Origin of the sequence: Enterobacter cloacae complex sp. SHL001 (genome assembly GCF_049236825.1) — a bacterium.
Lineage (GTDB): Bacteria > Pseudomonadota > Gammaproteobacteria > Enterobacterales > Enterobacteriaceae > Enterobacter > Enterobacter hormaechei_C.
This window is the reverse complement of the sequence record NZ_JBMKIP010000002.1, coordinates 629,272-647,136: the sequence shown is the minus strand read 5'-3', so window position 1 is coordinate 647,136 and position 17,865 is coordinate 629,272. Positions and strand designations below refer to the sequence as shown.

Sequence of the window (17,865 nt, the reverse complement as noted above, 5' to 3'; positions counted from 1 at the left end):
TCGGGCTTAATTCTCCCCGATACGGCTATCGATCCGCGTCTGCATATAATCGTAGAACGGATTCGACGTCACCCGCATCAGCGCATCTTTGCCGACGCTCAGAACCGATGTTTCTCCCCACAGGGCTATCGTCCCCAGGCTGATACCGTAGTGGTTTTTCACCTCAGGATGGCGGCCATACAGATCGTCATCAGGCGGGAACGGAATAGCAACATGCGACAGGGAATAAACCTCCTGCGGATACGCGACCGACAGCGGCATCACCGTTTCCCGGGTGCTACCCGCTGGCGTCGTCTTTGCCACCATATCAAACCTGTCGGGGCTGGCATTGGTCACAATTGTGACACTGTAACGCCTTTTTGACCCGGGCAGCAGGTCAGCCACCGCCGTCCAGGATGATGGCCTGAACAGTGGACGAAAACTCCCGGCCTGGTTGATATCAAAAACTACCAGTTCGCTGCCGTTTGCCGGAAGCTGGTCAAACAGCCCGCTAACCACGGCGCGGGTACTGACCGTTGAATCCATGACCGACTGAAACGCCAGTACCGGCGGAAGCTGCGCCAGTTTGTGATCATGAACATCGCGGTTTATCTGCTCATGCAGCGCCTGGGTAAGCAGCCAGGACTGACGTGCTGCATTCACCGGGAACGAATTATATTTATAAGGATTATATTCCGGCGAAATGTTGAGCCACGCGGCTTTGGCAAACGCCGGTAACATAGCCGGTAGCCCGGCGAATCCGGCAAAGCGCGCAAACGCCGTGACGCCAATCATCGGTGAGAGCAAAACGATCTGCTGAGGTTTACGCAGTTCAGGCGCATCAAGAGCGTCGAGGGCGTATTTCATCGCCAGCGCCCCGCCGTTGGAGTAGCCCACCAGATGCAGGGGGAGATCGTTCCCCGTCAGGCGTGTCGCTTCACGAACCGCAAGGCGCGATGCGGCCAGCCACGCCTCCCAGTCAACGTCTGTCAGGGCACCCGGCGCCGTGCCGTGTCCGGGCAAACGAGGCACTACGGCCACAAAGCCGTGCTGTTGATAATTCTCTGCCAGATGCCTGACGCTGTAGGGCGAGTCCGTCAGACCGTGCAGCAATACCACCGCCCCGCGCGGCTTTCCGGCAGGCATCAGCACGAATGACCGGTTTGCATCCGGGGAAAAGTGTCCTGGCCACACCAGGCTCTGGCGGTAATAACGGTTCAGCGGCGTGCGCTCTGCGGGTGTGACATTCGCCGTCACCTCAGCGTCGAGAGCGGTGAAGATGGCGTTTTCCCGCGCGACATACGCTGCGAAGGTCGCGTTATCCATCTCCTGCACGGACATTTCGTCAGCCCGCCAGGTGTGCCAGTGATGCAAGGCCGGCCCCTGCTGCGAAAGATAAACCCGCACCGCCAGCAGCACGAGCACAATGATCCCGATGACCATCGCTATTTTTTTTGCGAGAGCCATCAGGCGCACGCTGACCCGCCAGGGCAAATTCGCCATGTGAGGCTCCCTCCCTTATCCACAGAGCGTTCATCTTACCAAAAAATGTGAAGAGGCTGACGTATTCACCAAATAGATACCGCTCAGGCCGGACACTGCACCAAAAGTGAACTACGCTGCACAAATGTTGAGCATCTGTTAAACAAATATTGCATTAACTTTGCTGCACAGCGCGTTTTCGCCGCAATGTGAACATGGCACGCGTCCTGCATTGTTAATCCGGTAACAGAAACCCGGCCTTTGACAGCCAGTTAACAGCGAGGCGGTATGACGACCAAACCTGAGGTGTTGAGCCGTATCGAAGCGACCTTTAGCCAGCTCACCCCGAGCGAAAAACGGGTGGCAAGCTGGATGCTGGCGCACGTCGGGCAGATCCCCTTTGAAACGGCAGAGAGCGTGGCGCTGGCCACGGCAACCAGCGGGATCACCGTCGGACGCTTTCTGCGCAAGCTGGGCTATCGCAACCTGGACGACGCCAAAAAAAGCCTGCGCAATCCCCACCAGCCCTGGGGCATTAACGAGCGTCTCGACTCCTGGAAGCAGCAACAGCCGCTGTCGGATCGCCTTCAGCACTCCCTGTCGCTGGAGGTGGACGCCATTGCCCATGTCTACCAGCTGGCGCAAAGCGAAACGTTCAGGCAGGTGGTCCAGCAACTTACCCATGCCGACGCCGTCTTCGTGCTGGGGATCCAGTCCACGCGCGGGATCGCCAATGCGTTCTTCAGCCATCTTGAGTATCTGCGCCCGCGGGTGAGCTATTCCGAAGGGCTCTCCGGTAGCTGGGTGGAGTCGCTTAACTCCGGCTTTTCTAACCCGTATATCGTGCTGACGGATACCCGCGCCTACTCCGCCATTGCCCGCCAGTACTGCCGCGTGGCGAGCGAAAAAGGCCTGGCGATGGCGCTGATCACCGATATCTGGTGCCCGTGGGCGCGGGATTACCCGATTGATTTGCTCCAGGTGAAGACCGATACCGGCCATTTCTGGGATTCGCTGGCACCGGTGAGCTGTCTCTTCAACCTGCTGCTGTCGGGCGTTGTGGAGGCGCTGGGCGATGCGCTGCCGGAACGTCTGGCAATCAACCGACAACTACAGCAAGAGTTTGGTCAATTTGAACGCTAAAGGAGCGGAGCTATGCCTGAAGAGAGTCAACTGATTGATGTGGCGAAAACCTTTCCCACGCTGCATATCGATCTGAAATACGCGACCGCCGATAACATCACTGGCCGCCCGATCTACCAGCACGCCGCGTGCCTGTTGCATACGGATGCCGCCACCGCGCTGGCGAAAGCGATCAGCATCGCCGCGCTGGCCGGTCTGAAGCTGGTGGTTTACGACGCCTACCGCCCCCAGCAGGCGCAGTCGCAACTCTGGGATGCCTGCCCCAATCCGGAATACGTGGTGGATGTCGCAATTGGCTCTAACCACAGCCGGGGCACCGCCATTGACGTCACGCTGATGGATGAACACGACAACGTGCTGGATATGGGCGCCGGGTTTGACGAAATGCACGACCGTTCTCATGCCTGGCACCCTTCCGTTCCGCCCGAGGCGCAGCGAAATCGTCTGCTCCTGAACGCCGTGATGTACGGCGGCGGTTTTGTGGGCATCAGCAGCGAGTGGTGGCATTTCGAACTGCCGAACGCCGCCAGCTACCCGCTGTTAGATGACCAGTTCGCCTGTTATCCGACCACATACTCACTCTAATTCTGGAGCCCGGCCATGAAAACTACGCTGCTTACAACCCTGATTGCCGCTACGCTCGCCCTGAGCGCCCCTCTCGCGCTGGCGGCGGTGCCAAAAGATATGCTGGTGATTGGGAAAGCTGCCGATCCGCAAACGCTGGATCCGGCGGTCACTATCGATAACAACGACTGGACGGTGACCTACCCCTCGTACCAGCGTCTGGTGAAATACAAGCCTGGCACCACGGAGGTGGAAGGCGATCTGTCGACGGGCTGGAAGGCGTCTGACGACCAGAAAGAGTGGACGTTCACCCTGGCAGATAATGCAAAATTTTCGGACGGCACGCCGGTGACCGCCGAAGCGGTCAAGCTGTCGTTTGAACGTCTGCTGAAAATTAATCAGGGACCTTCCGAAGCGTTCCCGAAAGATTTGAAAGTGGACGCGGTGGATGAGCATACGGTGAAATTCACCCTCAGCCAGCCGTTCGCCCCGTTCCTCTACACGCTGGCCAATGACGGCGCGTCGATCGTCAACCCGGCGGTCCTGAAAGCCAATGCCGCCGACGACGCGCGCGGTTTCCTGGCGCAAAACACCGCGGGTTCCGGACCGTTTATGCTGAAAAGCTGGCGGAAAGGTCAGCAGCTGGTGATGGTGCCCAACCCACACTGGCCGGGTGAAAAGCCGCACTTCAAGCGCGTCTCGGTGAAGATTATCGGTGAAAGCGCCTCGCGTCGCCTGCAACTTTCCCGTGGCGATCTGGATATCGCCGACGCCCTGCCGGTGGATCAGCTTGCCGCTCTGAAGCAGGAAGGCAAAGTGGCCGTGGCGGAATACCCGTCCCTGCGGGTGACCTACCTCTATCTGAACAACAGTAAGCCTCCGATGAATCAGGTGGATTTGCGCCGCGCGGTCTCCTGGGCCACCGATTATCAGGGGATGGTGAAAGGCATTCTCAGCGGGAACGGCAAGCAGATGCGCGGCCCGATCCCGGAGGGCATGTGGGGCTTCGATACGAACGCCATGCAGTACAGCTTTGACGAGGCTAAGGCCAAAGCGGCGCTGGAGAAAGTCAACGATAAACCGGCCAGCCTGACGTTCCTCTACTCCGATAACGACCCGAACTGGGAGCCTATCGCCCTCTCCACGCAGGCGAGCCTGGGCAAGCTGGGGATTAACGTCAAGCTCGAGAAACTGGCGAACGCCACCATGCGCGACCGCGTCGGCAAAGGTGATTATGACATTGCGATTGGTAACTGGAGCCCGGACTTCGCTGACCCGTACATGTTCATGAACTACTGGTTCGAATCGGACAAAAAAGGGCTGCCGGGTAACCGCTCATTCTATGAGAACAAAGAGGTCGATGCATTGTTGCAGGCGGCACTGAAAACCACCGATCAGGCGGAACGCACCAAAGATTACCAGCAGGCGCAGAAAGTGGTGATTGACGAGGCGGCTTACGTTTATCTGTTCCAGAAGAACTACCAGCTGGCGATGAACAAAGAGGTCAAAGGCTTCACCTTTAATCCGATGCTTGAGCAGGTCTTTAACATCGCCACCATGAGTAAGTAACGGCCCACGCCGGGGGGAAGTGTATGACGTTCTGGAGCATCGTGCGCCAGCGCTGCTGGGGGTTAATCCTGGTGGTGGCCGGTGTCTGTATTATTACTTTTATTATTTCACACCTGATCCCCGGCGATCCGGCCCGCCTGCTGGCCGGTGACCGCGCCAGCGATGAAATCGTGCAGGGCATCCGCCAGCAGCTGGGGCTGGATCAACCACTCTATATTCAGTTTGGCCGCTATGTAGAGGCGCTGGCGCACGGCGATCTGGGCACCTCCATTCGCACCGGTCGCCCCGTTGCGGAAGATTTGAAAGCCTTTTTCCCCGCCACGCTGGAGCTGGCCTTCTGCTCTTTGCTGCTGGCGCTGGTGATTGGCGTACCGCTGGGCATTTTATCGGCGGTGTACCGTAACCGCTGGCTGGATCACCTGGTGCGACTGATGGCGATGACGGGCATCTCGACGCCTGCCTTCTGGCTGGGACTGGGGGTAATCGTTCTGTTCTACGGGCAACTGCAAATTCTGCCCGGCGGCGGCAGGCTGGACGACTGGCTCGATCCGCCTGCCCACGTTACCGGCTTTTATCTGCTGGACGCCCTGCTGGAAGGCAACGGCGAGGTGTTTTTCAACGCCCTACAGCACCTGATTCTACCCTCCCTGACCCTGGCCTTTGTGCATCTGGGTATTGTGGCGCGTCAGGTGCGTTCCGCGATGCTGGAGCAGCTGAGCGAGGATTATATTCGTACCGCCCGCGCGAGCGGGTTGCCGGGCTGGTACATCGTGCTGCGATACGCCTTACCCAACGCCATGATCCCCTCCATTACCGTGCTCGGGCTGGCGCTGGGCGATCTGCTGTATGGGGCAGTCCTTACCGAAACCGTGTTTGCCTGGCCGGGAATGGGAGCCTGGGTGGTGACCTCCATTCAGGCGCTGGACTTCCCTGCCGTCATGGGCTTCGCGGTCGTGGTATCGCTGGCCTATGTCTTCGTCAATCTGGTGGTGGATCTGCTGTATCTGTGGATCGACCCGCGAATCGGGCGCGGAGGTGCCGAATGATGTTAACTCAGGAAACGCCCGTCCCCGTCAGCACCGCCAAACAGCGCATCAACTGGGCAAAGCTGTTCTGGATGTTACGCAAAAGCCCGCTCACGCTGATCGGCGGGGTGATTATGATCGTGATGCTGCTGATGATGGTGGTCTCGCCGTGGATAGTCCCGCACGATCCGAACGCGCTGGATCTGACCGCGCGATTGCAGGCGCCATCAGCCCAGCACTGGTTTGGCACCGATGAGGTGGGCCGGGATCTGTTCAGCCGCGTGCTGGTGGGCAGCCAGCAGTCCATCACGGCGGGGCTGGCGGTGGTGGTGATTGCGGGCGGCATCGGTTCTCTGCTCGGCTGTTTGTCCGGCGTACTCGGCGGACGCGGCGACGCCATCATTATGCGTATCATGGACATTATGCTCTCCATCCCCTCGCTGGTGCTGACGATGGCGCTGGCCGCCGCGCTCGGCCCAAGCCTGTTTAACGCGATGCTGGCGATTGCGATTGTACGCATTCCGTTTTACGTGCGGCTGGCACGCGGGCAAACGCTGGTGGTGCGCCAGTTCACCTACGTGCAGGCCGCCCGCACCTTTGGCGCGTCGCGCTGGCACCTGATCAGCTGGCATATCCTGCGTAACGCCCTGCCGCCGCTGATCGTACAGGCGTCGCTGGATATCGGCAGCGCCATTCTGATGGCCGCCACGCTGGGCTTTATTGGATTAGGCGCGCAGCAACCCACCGCCGAATGGGGCGCGATGGTGGCCGTGGGGCGTAACTACGTGCTTGACCAGTGGTGGTACTGCGCGTTTCCGGGGGCGGCAATTCTGATCACGGCAGTTGGGTTTAATCTGTTTGGCGATGGTCTTCGCGACCTGCTGGATCCCAAATCAGGAGGGAAGCAGTCATGAGTGATTCCGTATTATCAATTGAAGATTTGCACCTGAGCTTCCCCATTTTTCGCGGTGACGTCCACGCGCTCAACCACGTTTCGCTGGAGATTGGCCGGGGTGAAATTGTCGGCGTGGTGGGCGAATCCGGCTCGGGAAAATCGGTCACCGCGATGCTGGCGATGCGCCTGCTGCCGGAAGGCAGTTACCATGTTCACCATGGCCGGGTCACGCTGCTCGGGGAAGATGTCCTGAATGCGTCGGAAAAACAGCTTCGTCAGTGGCGCGGCGCCAGGGTGGCGATGATTTTTCAGGAACCGATGACGGCGCTCAACCCCACGCGCCGGATTGGCAGGCAGATGGTGGAGGTGATCCGCCAGCATCAGTCGCTTTCCCGTCGCGACGCGCAGCAGAAGGCGATCGCCCTGCTGGGCGAGATGCAAATCCCGGATGCGGCGCAGGTGATGGATCGCTATCCGTTTGAGCTTTCTGGCGGCATGCGCCAGCGGGTGATGATCGCCCTTGCCTTCTCCTGCGAGCCGGAGCTGATCATTGCCGATGAGCCGACCACCGCGCTGGACGTGACCGTTCAGCGTCAGGTGCTGCGTCTGCTGAAACACAAAGCGCGCGCCAGCGGGACGTCGGTGCTGTTTATCAGTCACGATATGGCGGTGGTATCGCAGCTTTGTGACCGGATGTACGTTATGTACGCGGGCAGCGTGATCGAAAGCGGCATCACGCAGACTTTGATCCACCATCCTGTACACCCCTATTCGATTGGCCTGCTGCGGTGTGCCCCGGAAAATGGTGAACCGCGCGAGATCCTTCCGGCCATTCCCGGCACGGTGCCTAACCTCAGCCACCTCCCGCGCGGATGTGCTTTTCGCGAGCGCTGTTTTGCTGCCGGAGCGAAATGCAGCGAAACGCCGCGCTTAATTTCCACGGGCGCAGAAGGCCAGCAGGCTGCCTGCTGGTACCCACAACAGGAGACACGCCATGTCTGAGGTACTGCTGGGACTGGATAGCGTGCATGTGAATTTTCCTGCGCGCAAAAACTGGCTGGGGCGTGTGACGGAGCAGGTACACGCCCTCAACGGCATGGATCTCCGGATCCATCGCGGCGAAACGCTGGGCGTTGTGGGGGAATCTGGTTGCGGAAAGAGCACGCTGGCGCAGCTGCTGATGGGCATGCTCAAACCGAGTACCGGTGCCTGTCAGCGCGCGAATGCGGCAGGTGGTATGCAGATGGTATTTCAGGACCCACTCTCGTCCCTCGATCCGCGTTTACCCGTCTGGCGCATCATCACCGAGCCGGTGTGGATACAGCAACGCCGCAGCGAACGGGAGCGTCGTCAGCTGGCTGAGACGCTGGCGCAGCAGGTGGGCATTCGGGCGGAATATCTTGACCGCCTGCCGCATGCGTTTTCGGGTGGACAGCGCCAGCGCATCGCTATTGCCCGGGCGCTCTCTTCGGATCCGGACATCATCGTGCTGGATGAACCCACCAGCGCGCTGGATATTTCCGTCCAGGCGCAGATCCTCAATTTGCTGGTTGCCCTGCAACAGCAGCGAAATCTGACCTACGTGCTGATCTCGCACAACGTCTCGGTGGTCCGGCACATGAGCGACCGGGTGGCGGTAATGTATCTGGGGCAGATCGTGGAGCTGGGTCCGGCGGACCAGGTGCTGGGCAAGCCACGGCATCCGTATACGCAGCTGCTGCTTGACTCCGTTCCCCGTACCGGAGAACCGCTGGACGAAGATCTGGCATTACGCAAAACCGATCTCCCCGGTAATCGCCGCCTGCCCGATGGCTGCTACTTCCGCGACCGCTGCCCGCTGGCAGCTGAAGGATGCGAACGGCCGCAGCCGCTTCAGCCCGCAGCCGGAGACCGAAGCGTACGCTGCTGGCGTAACCGCTAGATTTGCGCCATCCCGCCATCGACAAACAGCTCCGTGGCGTTTATAAAGCTGGCGGCATCGGACGCCAGAAACGCCACGGCTTTTCCGACTTCGCCCGGCGCGCCCAGGCGACCCAGCGGCACCTGGGCCGCCAGCGCATCGTATAATCCCTGACGCTGTTCTTCGGGAACCAGATCGCCAAGACCGGGCGTTTTCACGGGGCCAGGGCTGACGACGTTGACGCGTATCCCGCGGCCCTGTAAGTCCAGCGCCCAGGAGCGGGCAAAGTTACGCACGGCGGCTTTACTGGCGCTGTAGACGCTAAAATTCGCCGTCCCCTTAATTGAAACCGTCGATCCGGTGAGGATAATGGATGAACCAGAGGAGAGCAGCGGCAGCGCTTTCTGGACGGTAAACAGCACGCCGCGCACGTTGGTGGCAAAAATCCGGTCAAACTGCTCCTCGGTGATGGCGCCCAGCGGCAGCATGTCGCCGCCCCCGGCGTTGGCGAACAGAATATCGAGTTGTCCCTCTTCTTTAGCAATCTGCGCGTAAACCGCATCCAGATCGGCCATTCTGGAGACGTCCGCGCGGATAGCTACCGCCGCGGCGCCAATGTCTGCCCGCGCAGCATCCAGTTCGGCCTGACGACGTCCGGTGATATAGACCTTCGCTCCCTGCGCCGCCAGCTCCTGTGCCGTTGCGAGACCAATACCGGTGCTGCCGCCGGTCACCAGAGCGATTTTTCCTGCAAGCGTTGTATTCATACTCATAACCTTCTGTTGTGATGTAAAAGAGGAGCGTTTGCCCGCGTCAGGCAGACTTTAGATCTTGCGGGATTCGTGATAAACGGGCAAAAATGAAAATGAATTTTCACAGCAGGAAATAATCAGAGGAGATCTGTGTGGATCAGCTAATGGCAATGCGCGCCTTTACGCGGGTGGTTGAATCCGGAAGCTTTACCCGAGCGGCAGACTCCCTGAACATGCCGATAGCTACGCTGAGTAAGCTGGTAAAATCACTTGAAGCGCACCTGGAAACACGGCTGCTGCATCGTACTACGCGCCGGGTGGTCACGACGGCAGAAGGCATGGAATACTACGAGAAAGCGCTGCGGGTATTAATCGATATAGAGGACATTGATACCGCCTTTCGCGCATCGTGCTGCACGCCTAAAGGCCATTTGCGTATCGACGTGGGGGGGTCAACCGCCCGGGACGTGTTGATCCCCCTGCTGCCGGATTTTTTTCAGCGCTACCCGGACCTGCGCATCAACCTGGGGGTAGCCGACCGTCCGGTAGACTTAATCAGTGGAAACGTAGACTGCGTGATCCGCGGCGGCCCGCTGGATGACTCTTCGCTTATCGCCCGGCATATCGGTGACGCCCGGATGATAGCCTGCGCGACGCCGGGCTATCTTAAGACTCACGGCATCCCTGCCTATCCGCAGGAGCTGCGCAACGGCCATAAGCTGATTAGCTACCTTTCCCCCGTTACCGGACGCGCATTCCCGTTTCGGTTCCTCGATCGGGGTGAACCGCTGGAGATCAGCGTTCCGCACCATCTTGGAGTCAATGAAAGCAACGCACACCTGGCCGCGGCGCTGGCGGGTTTAGGGATTATTCAGACGTTTGGCTATGCTGCGAGAACGCATCTGGAAACGGGCGCGCTGGTAGAGGTCCTGAGCGACTGGCGTCCTAAGGCGTATCCTTTTCACGTAGTCTATCCACAGAGTCGGCATTTAACACATCGCCTGAGAGTGTTTATTGCGTGGCTTGCCGAGGTCTTCCCTGCGGCGGTGAAAGGTTAGCCGGGCATTTGCCCGGCCAGATATCAGTTCAGTTTGTAATCCAGCGTGATTTCGGCTTTCAACAGCTGCGACACCGGACAACCCGCCTTCGCTTTCTGAATAATGCCGTCAAACTGCTGCGGATCGATACCCGGGACCGTCACCTTGCTTTGCAGCGCCACTTTGCTGATGGCAAAACCACTGTCGGTTTTATCCAGCGAGACATCCGCCGTGGTATCGATGGAATCGGCGGTATAACCCGCTTCGCCCAACATTAGCGACAGGGCCATAGAGAAACAGGCCGCGTGCGCTGCGCCAATCAGCTCTTCCGGGTTGGTCCCTTTTTCGCCCTCGAAGCGGGTGTTAAAGCCGTAAGGTTGCTGGTTTAGGACGCCACTTTCTGTTGAGACCGTCCCTTTGCCGCGTTTGATGTCGCCAGACCAGTGTGCTGAACCGTGCTTATGAATCGTCATTCTTGCTCTCCTTTTGGCTTACAAAGGGATAAGTATAGGACGCATAATCCATTTTGCAGGGAAGACAGATTAGTCCGAGCGCGTGGCAAGGTGGTTTGCCAGCGCGTCGAGGAACACACGCTGCGCCGCAGGCTGATAGTCTCGCGACTGATAAATACCAAAAATACCGATCGGTTTTGGCGTAAAGGCGCTGAGCACCGGCACCAGGCTGCCCTGCCTTAGCGCCGCGTCGGCCTCGCGCTCGGGCAGCATGGCAATACCACAGTGGTTTATCGCCGCCTCCATCAGCAGTGACGAGATGCTGGCGCTGAGATTGCCGCCGACCGCCGTCGTGATCGGCTCCCCTTCGGGCGTCAAAAAACGCCACGACTGACCGGCAAAAAAGCTGTAATGCAGGCAGTTGTGCCGTGCTAAGTCCTCCAGCTGCTCTGGAACGCCCCGGCTGGCAAGGTAGTGCGGCGAAGCGCAAAGTACGGACCGACACTCTCCCAGTCGGCGGGCGATCATGCCCGGTTCGGGGTTATCGGTGATGCGGATCGCCACGTCAATTCGCTCGCCCACCAGGCTTACCGGATGGTTATTAACATCCAGCTCAATGCGCAGCTGAGGGTAACGCTGCAACAGATCGGGCAGCACCGGAGCGATAATCTGCATCGCAGTGAAATGCGCGCAGGCGACGCGAAGCGTGCCTGAGGGTAAATCCTTCACTGACTGATCTTCAATTTCCTGAGAAATTTGCGAGAGCGTACGCGTCTTTTGCAGGACCTTCTCTCCCGCCGCCGTCAGCGTCAGCTTGCGGGTGGAGCGGTTCACCAGCCGCGCCCCGGCCCACTTCTCCATCTGCTCCAGATAACGGCTCACCATCGGACGGGAGATCCCCAGCGCCCGCGCCGCCGCGCTTAAACTCCCCAGCTCACAGATGCGGTTGTACACCTGGGCAGCAATAACGCGATCCATTTTGACCTCCATTTGCTCGATTTATGAAACTAAGCATCTCCTGTTTCAGGAATTCTGGCAAATGAAGAGATCCGTATAATAGAGACTTTCCTGAAGAACAGAGAGATGACCATGACCATCGCCCGCCTTGCTTTGCTGACAACCCTTTTCACTCCGGCCGTCTTTGCCGCGCCGTTGACCGTTGATACGTACAACCCGCAGGAAAAAGGCATTTTTGCCGTTTCTTCCACCCTGGTGTCTGGCCCGAAAGAGGCGGTACTGTTTGACGCCCAGTTCAGCGTGAAAGATGGCGAAGCGCTGGTAGAAAAAATTCGCCACAGCGGTAAAACGCTGAACAAAATCGTGATCACTTCCGGCGATCCGGATTTCTATTTCGGCCTGCAACCGCTGGTGAAAGCCTTCCCTAATGCCAAAGTTGTCGCCACGCAACAGGTGGTGGACCATATCAAGGCCACAAAAGACGCGAAGCTCGCCTTCTGGGGGCCACAGATGAAAGACGGCGCGCCGACGCAGCTCTACGTGCCGCAAGTGCTTGCCTCAACCACCTTTATGATTGACGGTGAGAGAGTGAATATTGAAGAGCCTGAGAGCTATGCGGCGTATGTCTGGATCCCATCCGCAAAAACCATCCTCGGCGGCACGGGCGTCTCATGGGGCATTCACGTCTGGACGGCAGATACCCAAACGCCGGAAAGCCGCAAACACTGGCAGCAGACGCTGGATAGCATGGCAGCCCTTAAGCCCGAACACGTTATTCCTGGCCACTACCTGGGGACACCGCCAGCAGGTACCGGCGCTATCGACTTTACCCGTCGCTATCTACAGCAGTTTGAACAGGCCCTCACGGCAGATAAAGCGTCAACCGGCGTCATCAACACAATGAAAAAACAGTGGCCGAATCTGGCGGAAGCCAGTTCGCTGGAACTGAGTGCCAAAGTGAATACCGGCGAAATGAAGTGGTAATAGCCTGATTATCTCCTGCTATATTTAAATTTTTTATAGCAGGAGTTAACTATGCCATCTTCAGTAAGGGGCATCGACCATATCGGTATTACGGTGCCCGACATTGAAAAAGCCACCCTATTTTTTGAACGCGCTTTCGACGCCCAGGTTTTATATCATTCTGTCGATGCGCAAACCGATAATATTGATCAGCCCGCCCAGCAGCACACCTTAAAATTATTTCCCGGCACAAAAATTCACGCCATTCGCATGCTCGTCATGCCCCACGGACCCGGCATAGAACTTTTCGAAATGCATGGCCCTGAACAGGGAATGCCCGCCCGCGCCAGCGACTTTGGCCTCCAGCATTTTGCTGTTTATGTTGATGATTTTGATAAGGCGATAGCCGCTTTCACCGCTGCTGGCGGGGAGATGTTTACCGCGCCAAAGCCGCTCACGTTTCCGGATGAGCAAGGTGAAGGTAATGCTTTCTGCTATGGGCAAACCCCCTGGGGCAGCATTGTAGAATTGATTTCCTGGCCAACGCCCATGCCTTATGAAAAAACGACAAATTTACGCCGCTGGAAACCCTGAATTTTATTTCTGTGCTACGGGAGATGATATTTTTATTTCCAGGACGAATCTGAACCACAACGGCGAAAATATTTGCCAATCTGAATGCGAATTACGATTTTGCACGCCGTAACATTAAACAGACAACGACACGGAGGCAGCATGTTTACTTATTACCCGGCACATACCACAGCAGCACAACCCGAACTCGTTAACGCGATTGCGCAGGGTCTTCAGGCGGAGCTCGGTGTTGTTACCGAAGATGACATTTTGATGGAACTGACCAGGTGGGTGGAAGCCACAGACAATGACATCCTCAGTGACATCTACCAGCAAACCATCAACTATGTCGTTAGCGGGCAAAATGCACCTTTGTAAAAACCTGCTAAGCTGGATCTGCAACCTAAGGGGTTACATTTCGTTTGCGTGAGCAAACTTGTCCTTAAAACTATCAACGGGATTGAGGAGTTAATATGAAATCGAACCGTCAGGCACGCCACATTCTGGGACTGAACTACAAGCTCTCTAACCAGCGCAAAGTGGTTATTGAAGAGGGGAGCGAAACGCAAGTGACCCACGCCACCGGCAGGAAACGTCAGGCAGGCAAGTAAGTTCCAGTACGAAATCCACAACACCATCGGTTACCCCGGTGGTGTTTTTGTTTATGTGTTGCGGTAATTAATATTTAGCTCCTTTATAATACCCCCCGACCGCACCCCGTAGCACAGGCCAGAAAGATGACAAACAGCAGTGTCAGGGACGGATCTTCTTAAAAAGAGTGAGTGACATGGACAACAAACTGAAAAAACATCGTTCCCTTTATATTCCTTACGCCGGTCCGGTTTTACTGGAGTTTCCCCTTCTGAACAAAGGCAGCGCCTTTAGCATGGAAGAGCGCAGCAGCTTTAACCTGCTGGGTCTGCTGCCTGAAGTGGTTGAAACCATTGAAGAACAGGCGGAACGCGCCTGGATCCAGTATCAGGGCTTTAAAACCGAAATCGATAAGCACATCTACCTGCGTAATATCCAGGACACCAACGAAACCCTCTTCTACCGCCTGGTGCAGAACCATCTCGAAGAGATGATGCCCGTCATTTATACCCCAACCGTCGGCGCGGCGTGTGAACGCTTCTCAGAGATCTACCGTCGTTCCCGCGGCGTGTTCATCTCCTATCAGAACCGTCACAACATGGACGACATTCTGCAAAACGTGCCTAATCACAACATCAAGGTGATCGTGGTAACCGATGGCGAACGTATTCTGGGCCTTGGCGACCAGGGCATTGGTGGGATGGGGATCCCCATCGGTAAGCTCTCGCTGTATACCGCCTGCGGCGGGATCAGCCCGGCCTACACCCTGCCGGTTGTGCTGGACGTGGGGACCAACAACCAGCAACTGCTGAACGATCCGCTGTACATGGGCTGGCGTCACCCGCGCATTACCGACGACGAGTACTATCAGTTTGTTGATGATTTCATCCAGGCCGTGAAGCACCGCTGGCCGGACGTGCTGTTACAGTTCGAAGACTTCGCACAGAAAAACGCCATGCCGCTGCTGAACCGCTACCGCGATGAGATCTGCTCGTTCAACGATGACATTCAGGGCACTGCGGCAGTGACCGTGGGGACGCTGATTGCCGCGAGCCGTGCGGCAGGCAGCCAGCTCAGCTATCAGAAAATTGTCTTCCTGGGTGCAGGCTCCGCGGGCTGCGGCATCGCCGAGCAAATTATTGCCCAGACCCAGCGCGAAGGCTTAAGCGAAGAGCTGGCTCGCTCCCGCGTCTTTATGGTGGACCGTTTTGGCCTGCTGACCGACGGTATGCCAAACCTGCTCCCGTTCCAGACCAAACTGGTGCAGAAGCGTGAAAACCTGAAAAACTGGGATACGGATAACGAAGTGCTCTCGCTTCTTGACGTGGTGCGCAACGTGAAGCCGGACATTCTGATCGGCGTATCCGGGCAGACCGGCCTCTTCACGGAAGAGATTATTCGCGAGATGCACAAGCACTGCGAACGCCCTATCGTGATGCCGCTGTCTAACCCGACTTCACGCGTGGAGGCAACGCCGCAGGATATCATCGCCTGGACAGAAGGTAAGGCACTGGTCGCGACCGGCAGCCCGTTTGATCCGGTGCTGTGGAAGGACAAACTCTATCCCATCGCACAGTGCAATAACTCCTATATCTTCCCGGGTATTGGTCTGGGGGTTATCGCCTCCGGTGCGTCACGCATCACCGACGAAATGCTGATGTCCGCGAGCGAAACGCTGGCAGGTCACTCACCGCTGGTGAATAACGGTGAAGGCCTGGTACTGCCGGAGCTGAAAGACATTCATAAAGTGTCCCGCGCAATTGCCTTCGCGGTAGGCAAAATGGCGCAGCAGCAAGGCGTCGCGGTGAAAACCTCTGCCGATGCGTTGCAGCAGGCGATTGACGATAACTTCTGGATGCCAGAATACCGTAGCTATCGTCGTACTTCTATTTAAGCATTGCCCCTCACCCAGCCCTCTCCCCAAAGGGGAGAGGGCTGGGTGAGGGGAATATACGGCACCTCCCACTAGCCAAACCCATTTTCCCCCGCTACACTCCCTTCATCCATTAACCTACTGAATATATAAGGAGGCCAATTATGCTGTACTGTGAAATTTTCAATGTTTCACATACATTTGGTGATCGCACCAGCTCAAGCGTTATCGGTATCGTGCTGCGATAACTTCCGCTTGAGCGAAGACACCAACCCCTGAAATCCCTTCTCTCGGGCTTACTGAGTTATCGTCAGCGATGTTTGACGAGGCATAAACATGCCTGTAACTCCTGGGTAAGCAACAATGAGCACTTTACTCACTGCACATTCTTTACGCGTTGATACGGCGTTCGGTACGCTCTTCGACTCTCTCTCCTTTACGTTGAAAAAAGGCGATCGCATCGGCCTGCTGGGTGATAACGGCTGCGGAAAAAGTACGCTGCTGAAAATCCTCGACGGGACGCAGTCCCCTGCTGCCGGAACCGTTTCACTGGCGGGGCATTGCCTGCTGGCGCGCGTGGAACAACATCTGCCGGAGGCCCTTTATCCCCTGACCATGCTGGATGCGGTGCTGGCGCAGCTGCCGATCGGTGAGCGCGACAGTTTGCGCTGGAAAGCCGAGTCGCTGCTGGCCGGAATGGGCTTCACGACGCAGGAAACGGCGTTAACCTCCGCCACGCTGAGCGGCGGCCAGCATACGCGGTTGCTGCTGGCACGAGCGTTGATAAGCGATCCGGATCTGCTGCTTTTGGACGAACCGAGCAACCACCTTGACCTGCCGACCCTGCTGTGGCTGGAGCAGTTTCTACAAAACTGGTCCGGCAGCTTTGTGCTGGTCTCACACGACAGGCAACTGCTGGACGCGGTAACCAACGGCAGCTGGATCCTGCGCGATAAAACGCTGCACGCCTTTGCCCTTCCCTGCACTGCCGCCCGTCTGGCGCTCGACGCAAAAGACGAAAGCGATGCGTTGCGCCATAAGGCAGAGCAAAAAGAGATCGACCGCGTCACGGCCAGCGCACGGCGTCTCGCGACCTGGGGCAAGGTCTATGACAACGAAGATCTCTCCCGTAGGGCTAAGCAGATGGAAAAACAGGTCGAACGCCTGAAAGAGACCCAGACGGAACTGACGGCGGGAAGCCCGTGGACCTTAACCCTGCGCGGGGACGCGCTTCGCGCCGACCGCCTGCTGGAAATGACTCACCTCGGCGTACCCCCGGCGCCGGGTCTGCCAGACCTGTTTACTCTCGACAGCGCGCGGCTGAAGAGCGGCGATCGCGTGGCGATTGTGGGTCGTAACGGCTGCGGAAAATCGTCGCTGCTGAAGCTTATCTGGCGACATTTTCGCGACGAGATCGCGGACGAGCGGCTTAAGCGTCATCCGCGCGTCTCACCCGGCTACTACGACCAGACGCTGCACCAGTTGCCAGATGATGCGGCGCTGCTTGATGCGCTGGAGCCTTTCGCGCCAGATCCGCAGACCCGTAAAATGGCGCTCATCAGTGCCGGGTTCCCGTGGGCGCGTCACGGGCAAAAAGTCAGTACGCTGAGCGGCGGGGAACGTTCGCGCCTGCTGTTCATCGGCCTGACGCTTGCCCGTTATAGCCTGCTGATGCTGGATGAACCGACCAACCACCTGGACATGGAAGGCAAAGAGGCGCTGGCGGAAACGCTGCAACAGTTTGAAGGCGGAGTGCTGCTGGTGAGCCACGATCGTCAGTTAATTAGCCAGAGCTGTAACCGCTTCTGGCTGATTGAGGACGGCAGGCTGAGCGAATGGCACGATGCGGAGGCGGTGTTTGAGCGCCTGCGTGAGGACACCGCTCCGGTTGTACCTGAGGCATCGAATAACGCATTGAAGGCACCCTCTTCAGCGTCTGACGATCTGCTCGAACGCCTGGTTGCCCTGGAAACGCTGCTGGAAGAAGATTTGGCGCGCAAGCCAAAACATCAAAAACCGCAGTTACAGGCGCAATGGCGAAAAGAGATTGAGGTAATAGAAGCGCAACTGTAAATCTGAGCCCGGCGGTGGCGTCGCCGGGCCAGTGTTT

18 protein-coding genes are annotated in these 17,865 nt (G+C 57.7%); 14 read left to right on the top strand and 4 right to left on the bottom strand.

The features are described from left to right. Positions 1–6: 6 nt before the first annotated feature. Positions 7–1,482: an alpha/beta hydrolase gene (locus ACOTYH_RS08545; RefSeq protein ID WP_368745101.1), complete on the bottom strand. Its 1,476-nt coding sequence runs from the start codon at positions 1,480–1,482 to the stop codon at positions 7–9. Between the two features lie 267 nt (positions 1,483–1,749). Here ACOTYH_RS08545 and ACOTYH_RS08540 point away from each other — a divergent pair, with 267 nt between their 5' ends. From ACOTYH_RS08540 to ACOTYH_RS08510, 7 genes are read left to right on the top strand one after another with little or no spacing between them, the layout of a single operon-like run. Beyond that, positions 1,750–2,604 carry a MurR/RpiR family transcriptional regulator gene (locus ACOTYH_RS08540; protein ID WP_015570496.1) on the top strand — a complete coding sequence of 285 codons (855 nt, stop codon included), beginning with the start codon at positions 1,750–1,752 and terminating at the stop codon, positions 2,602–2,604. Between the two features lie 12 nt (positions 2,605–2,616). Continuing rightward, the gene (ddpX, locus tag ACOTYH_RS08535; protein ID WP_015570495.1) at positions 2,617–3,189 is read left to right on the top strand and encodes a D-alanyl-D-alanine dipeptidase; all 573 of its coding nucleotides are present in this window, start codon (positions 2,617–2,619) and stop codon (positions 3,187–3,189) included. A 15-nt stretch (positions 3,190–3,204) separates the two neighbouring features. Further along, complete coding sequence (locus tag ACOTYH_RS08530) at positions 3,205–4,737, top strand: ABC transporter substrate-binding protein (protein ID WP_015570494.1); 1,533 nt, start codon at positions 3,205–3,207, stop codon at positions 4,735–4,737. Positions 4,738–4,760: 23 nt separating this feature from the next. Next, complete coding sequence (locus ACOTYH_RS08525) at positions 4,761–5,783, top strand: ABC transporter permease (RefSeq protein WP_003857077.1); 1,023 nt, start codon at positions 4,761–4,763, stop codon at positions 5,781–5,783. Continuing rightward, positions 5,780–6,676, top strand: coding sequence for a D,D-dipeptide ABC transporter permease (ddpC, locus tag ACOTYH_RS08520; RefSeq protein ID WP_006810694.1), 897 nt, complete (start codon positions 5,780–5,782; stop codon positions 6,674–6,676). The genes ACOTYH_RS08525 and ddpC overlap by 4 nt, the downstream gene beginning before the upstream one ends. After that, a complete protein-coding gene (locus ACOTYH_RS08515) occupies positions 6,673–7,659 on the top strand; it encodes an ABC transporter ATP-binding protein (protein ID WP_015570492.1) in 987 nt (328 codons plus the stop codon). The genes ddpC and ACOTYH_RS08515 overlap by 4 nt, the downstream gene beginning before the upstream one ends. After that, positions 7,652–8,578 carry an oligopeptide/dipeptide ABC transporter ATP-binding protein gene (locus ACOTYH_RS08510; RefSeq protein WP_252031435.1) on the top strand — a complete coding sequence of 309 codons (927 nt, stop codon included), beginning with the start codon at positions 7,652–7,654 and terminating at the stop codon, positions 8,576–8,578. Before ACOTYH_RS08515 ends, ACOTYH_RS08510 begins: the two co-directional genes overlap by 8 nt. On the opposite strand, the gene ACOTYH_RS08505 is transcribed toward ACOTYH_RS08510, so the two are convergent. After that, positions 8,575–9,324 (bottom strand): SDR family oxidoreductase, encoded by a 750-nt coding sequence (locus ACOTYH_RS08505; protein WP_032102988.1) that lies wholly within the window; start codon positions 9,322–9,324, stop codon positions 8,575–8,577. The two genes, ACOTYH_RS08510 and ACOTYH_RS08505, sit on opposite strands and share 4 nt — an antisense overlap. 137 nt (positions 9,325–9,461) lie before the next feature. Between ACOTYH_RS08505 and ACOTYH_RS08500 the strand changes: the two genes are divergently transcribed. Beyond that, positions 9,462–10,367, top strand: coding sequence for a LysR family transcriptional regulator (locus tag ACOTYH_RS08500; RefSeq protein ID WP_023296658.1), 906 nt, complete (start codon positions 9,462–9,464; stop codon positions 10,365–10,367). A 23-nt stretch (positions 10,368–10,390) separates the two neighbouring features. On the opposite strand, the gene ACOTYH_RS08495 is transcribed toward ACOTYH_RS08500, so the two are convergent. Both ACOTYH_RS08495 and ACOTYH_RS08490 read right to left on the bottom strand, forming a co-directional pair. Next, positions 10,391–10,819, bottom strand: coding sequence for an OsmC family protein (locus tag ACOTYH_RS08495; protein WP_003857069.1), 429 nt, complete (start codon positions 10,817–10,819; stop codon positions 10,391–10,393). Positions 10,820–10,888: 69 nt separating this feature from the next. After that, a complete protein-coding gene (locus tag ACOTYH_RS08490; protein ID WP_072208216.1) occupies positions 10,889–11,776 on the bottom strand; it encodes a LysR family transcriptional regulator in 888 nt (295 codons plus the stop codon). Positions 11,777–11,887: 111 nt separating this feature from the next. On the opposite strand from ACOTYH_RS08490, the gene ACOTYH_RS08485 reads away from it, so the two are divergent. The 6 genes from ACOTYH_RS08485 (at position 11,888) to ACOTYH_RS08460 (ending at position 17,828) form a co-directional block, all read left to right on the top strand. After that, complete coding sequence (locus tag ACOTYH_RS08485; RefSeq protein WP_421637709.1) at positions 11,888–12,739, top strand: Vmh family MBL fold metallo-hydrolase; 852 nt, start codon at positions 11,888–11,890, stop codon at positions 12,737–12,739. 51 nt (positions 12,740–12,790) lie between these two features. Next, positions 12,791–13,312, top strand: a complete 522-nt coding sequence (locus ACOTYH_RS08480) for a VOC family protein (protein WP_017693390.1) — start codon at positions 12,791–12,793, stop codon at positions 13,310–13,312. Between the two features lie 141 nt (positions 13,313–13,453). Continuing rightward, positions 13,454–13,669 (top strand): biofilm-dependent modulation protein, encoded by a 216-nt coding sequence (gene bdm / locus ACOTYH_RS08475; RefSeq protein ID WP_421637678.1) that lies wholly within the window; start codon positions 13,454–13,456, stop codon positions 13,667–13,669. 95 nt (positions 13,670–13,764) lie between these two features. After that, positions 13,765–13,902, top strand: a complete 138-nt coding sequence (gene sra / locus ACOTYH_RS08470) for a stationary-phase-induced ribosome-associated protein (RefSeq protein ID WP_000841561.1) — start codon at positions 13,765–13,767, stop codon at positions 13,900–13,902. Positions 13,903–14,078: 176 nt separating this feature from the next. Further along, positions 14,079–15,776: an NAD-dependent malic enzyme gene (locus tag ACOTYH_RS08465; protein ID WP_006810704.1), complete on the top strand. Its 1,698-nt coding sequence runs from the start codon at positions 14,079–14,081 to the stop codon at positions 15,774–15,776. Positions 15,777–16,118: 342 nt separating this feature from the next. Beyond that, a complete protein-coding gene (locus ACOTYH_RS08460; protein WP_421637677.1) occupies positions 16,119–17,828 on the top strand; it encodes an ABC-F family ATP-binding cassette domain-containing protein in 1,710 nt (569 codons plus the stop codon). Positions 17,829–17,865 lie beyond the last annotated feature (37 nt).

What these genes read in the sequence shown, in the direction of transcription:
- ddpC (WP_006810694.1), top strand. Translation starts at nt 5,780, where the DNA reads ATGATGTTAACTCAGGAAACGCCCGTCCCCGTCAGCACCGCCAAACAG.
- ACOTYH_RS08465 (WP_006810704.1), top strand. Translation starts at nt 14,079, where the DNA reads ATGGACAACAAACTGAAAAAACATCGTTCCCTTTATATTCCTTACGCC.
- ddpX (WP_015570495.1), top strand. Translation starts at nt 2,617, where the DNA reads ATGCCTGAAGAGAGTCAACTGATTGATGTGGCGAAAACCTTTCCCACG.
- ACOTYH_RS08460 (WP_421637677.1), top strand. Translation starts at nt 16,119, where the DNA reads ATGAGCACTTTACTCACTGCACATTCTTTACGCGTTGATACGGCGTTC.
- ACOTYH_RS08480 (WP_017693390.1), top strand. Translation starts at nt 12,791, where the DNA reads ATGCCATCTTCAGTAAGGGGCATCGACCATATCGGTATTACGGTGCCC.
- sra (WP_000841561.1), top strand. Translation starts at nt 13,765, where the DNA reads ATGAAATCGAACCGTCAGGCACGCCACATTCTGGGACTGAACTACAAG.
- ACOTYH_RS08495 (WP_003857069.1), bottom strand. Translation starts at nt 10,819, where the DNA reads ATGACGATTCATAAGCACGGTTCAGCACACTGGTCTGGCGACATCAAA.
- bdm (WP_421637678.1), top strand. Translation starts at nt 13,454, where the DNA reads ATGTTTACTTATTACCCGGCACATACCACAGCAGCACAACCCGAACTC.
- ACOTYH_RS08505 (WP_032102988.1), bottom strand. Translation starts at nt 9,324, where the DNA reads ATGAATACAACGCTTGCAGGAAAAATCGCTCTGGTGACCGGCGGCAGC.
- ACOTYH_RS08515 (WP_015570492.1), top strand. Translation starts at nt 6,673, where the DNA reads ATGAGTGATTCCGTATTATCAATTGAAGATTTGCACCTGAGCTTCCCC.
- ACOTYH_RS08545 (WP_368745101.1), bottom strand. Translation starts at nt 1,482, where the DNA reads ATGGCGAATTTGCCCTGGCGGGTCAGCGTGCGCCTGATGGCTCTCGCA.
- ACOTYH_RS08530 (WP_015570494.1), top strand. Translation starts at nt 3,205, where the DNA reads ATGAAAACTACGCTGCTTACAACCCTGATTGCCGCTACGCTCGCCCTG.
- ACOTYH_RS08485 (WP_421637709.1), top strand. Translation starts at nt 11,888, where the DNA reads ATGACCATCGCCCGCCTTGCTTTGCTGACAACCCTTTTCACTCCGGCC.
- ACOTYH_RS08540 (WP_015570496.1), top strand. Translation starts at nt 1,750, where the DNA reads ATGACGACCAAACCTGAGGTGTTGAGCCGTATCGAAGCGACCTTTAGC.
- ACOTYH_RS08490 (WP_072208216.1), bottom strand. Translation starts at nt 11,776, where the DNA reads ATGGATCGCGTTATTGCTGCCCAGGTGTACAACCGCATCTGTGAGCTG.
- ACOTYH_RS08510 (WP_252031435.1), top strand. Translation starts at nt 7,652, where the DNA reads ATGTCTGAGGTACTGCTGGGACTGGATAGCGTGCATGTGAATTTTCCT.
- ACOTYH_RS08525 (WP_003857077.1), top strand. Translation starts at nt 4,761, where the DNA reads ATGACGTTCTGGAGCATCGTGCGCCAGCGCTGCTGGGGGTTAATCCTG.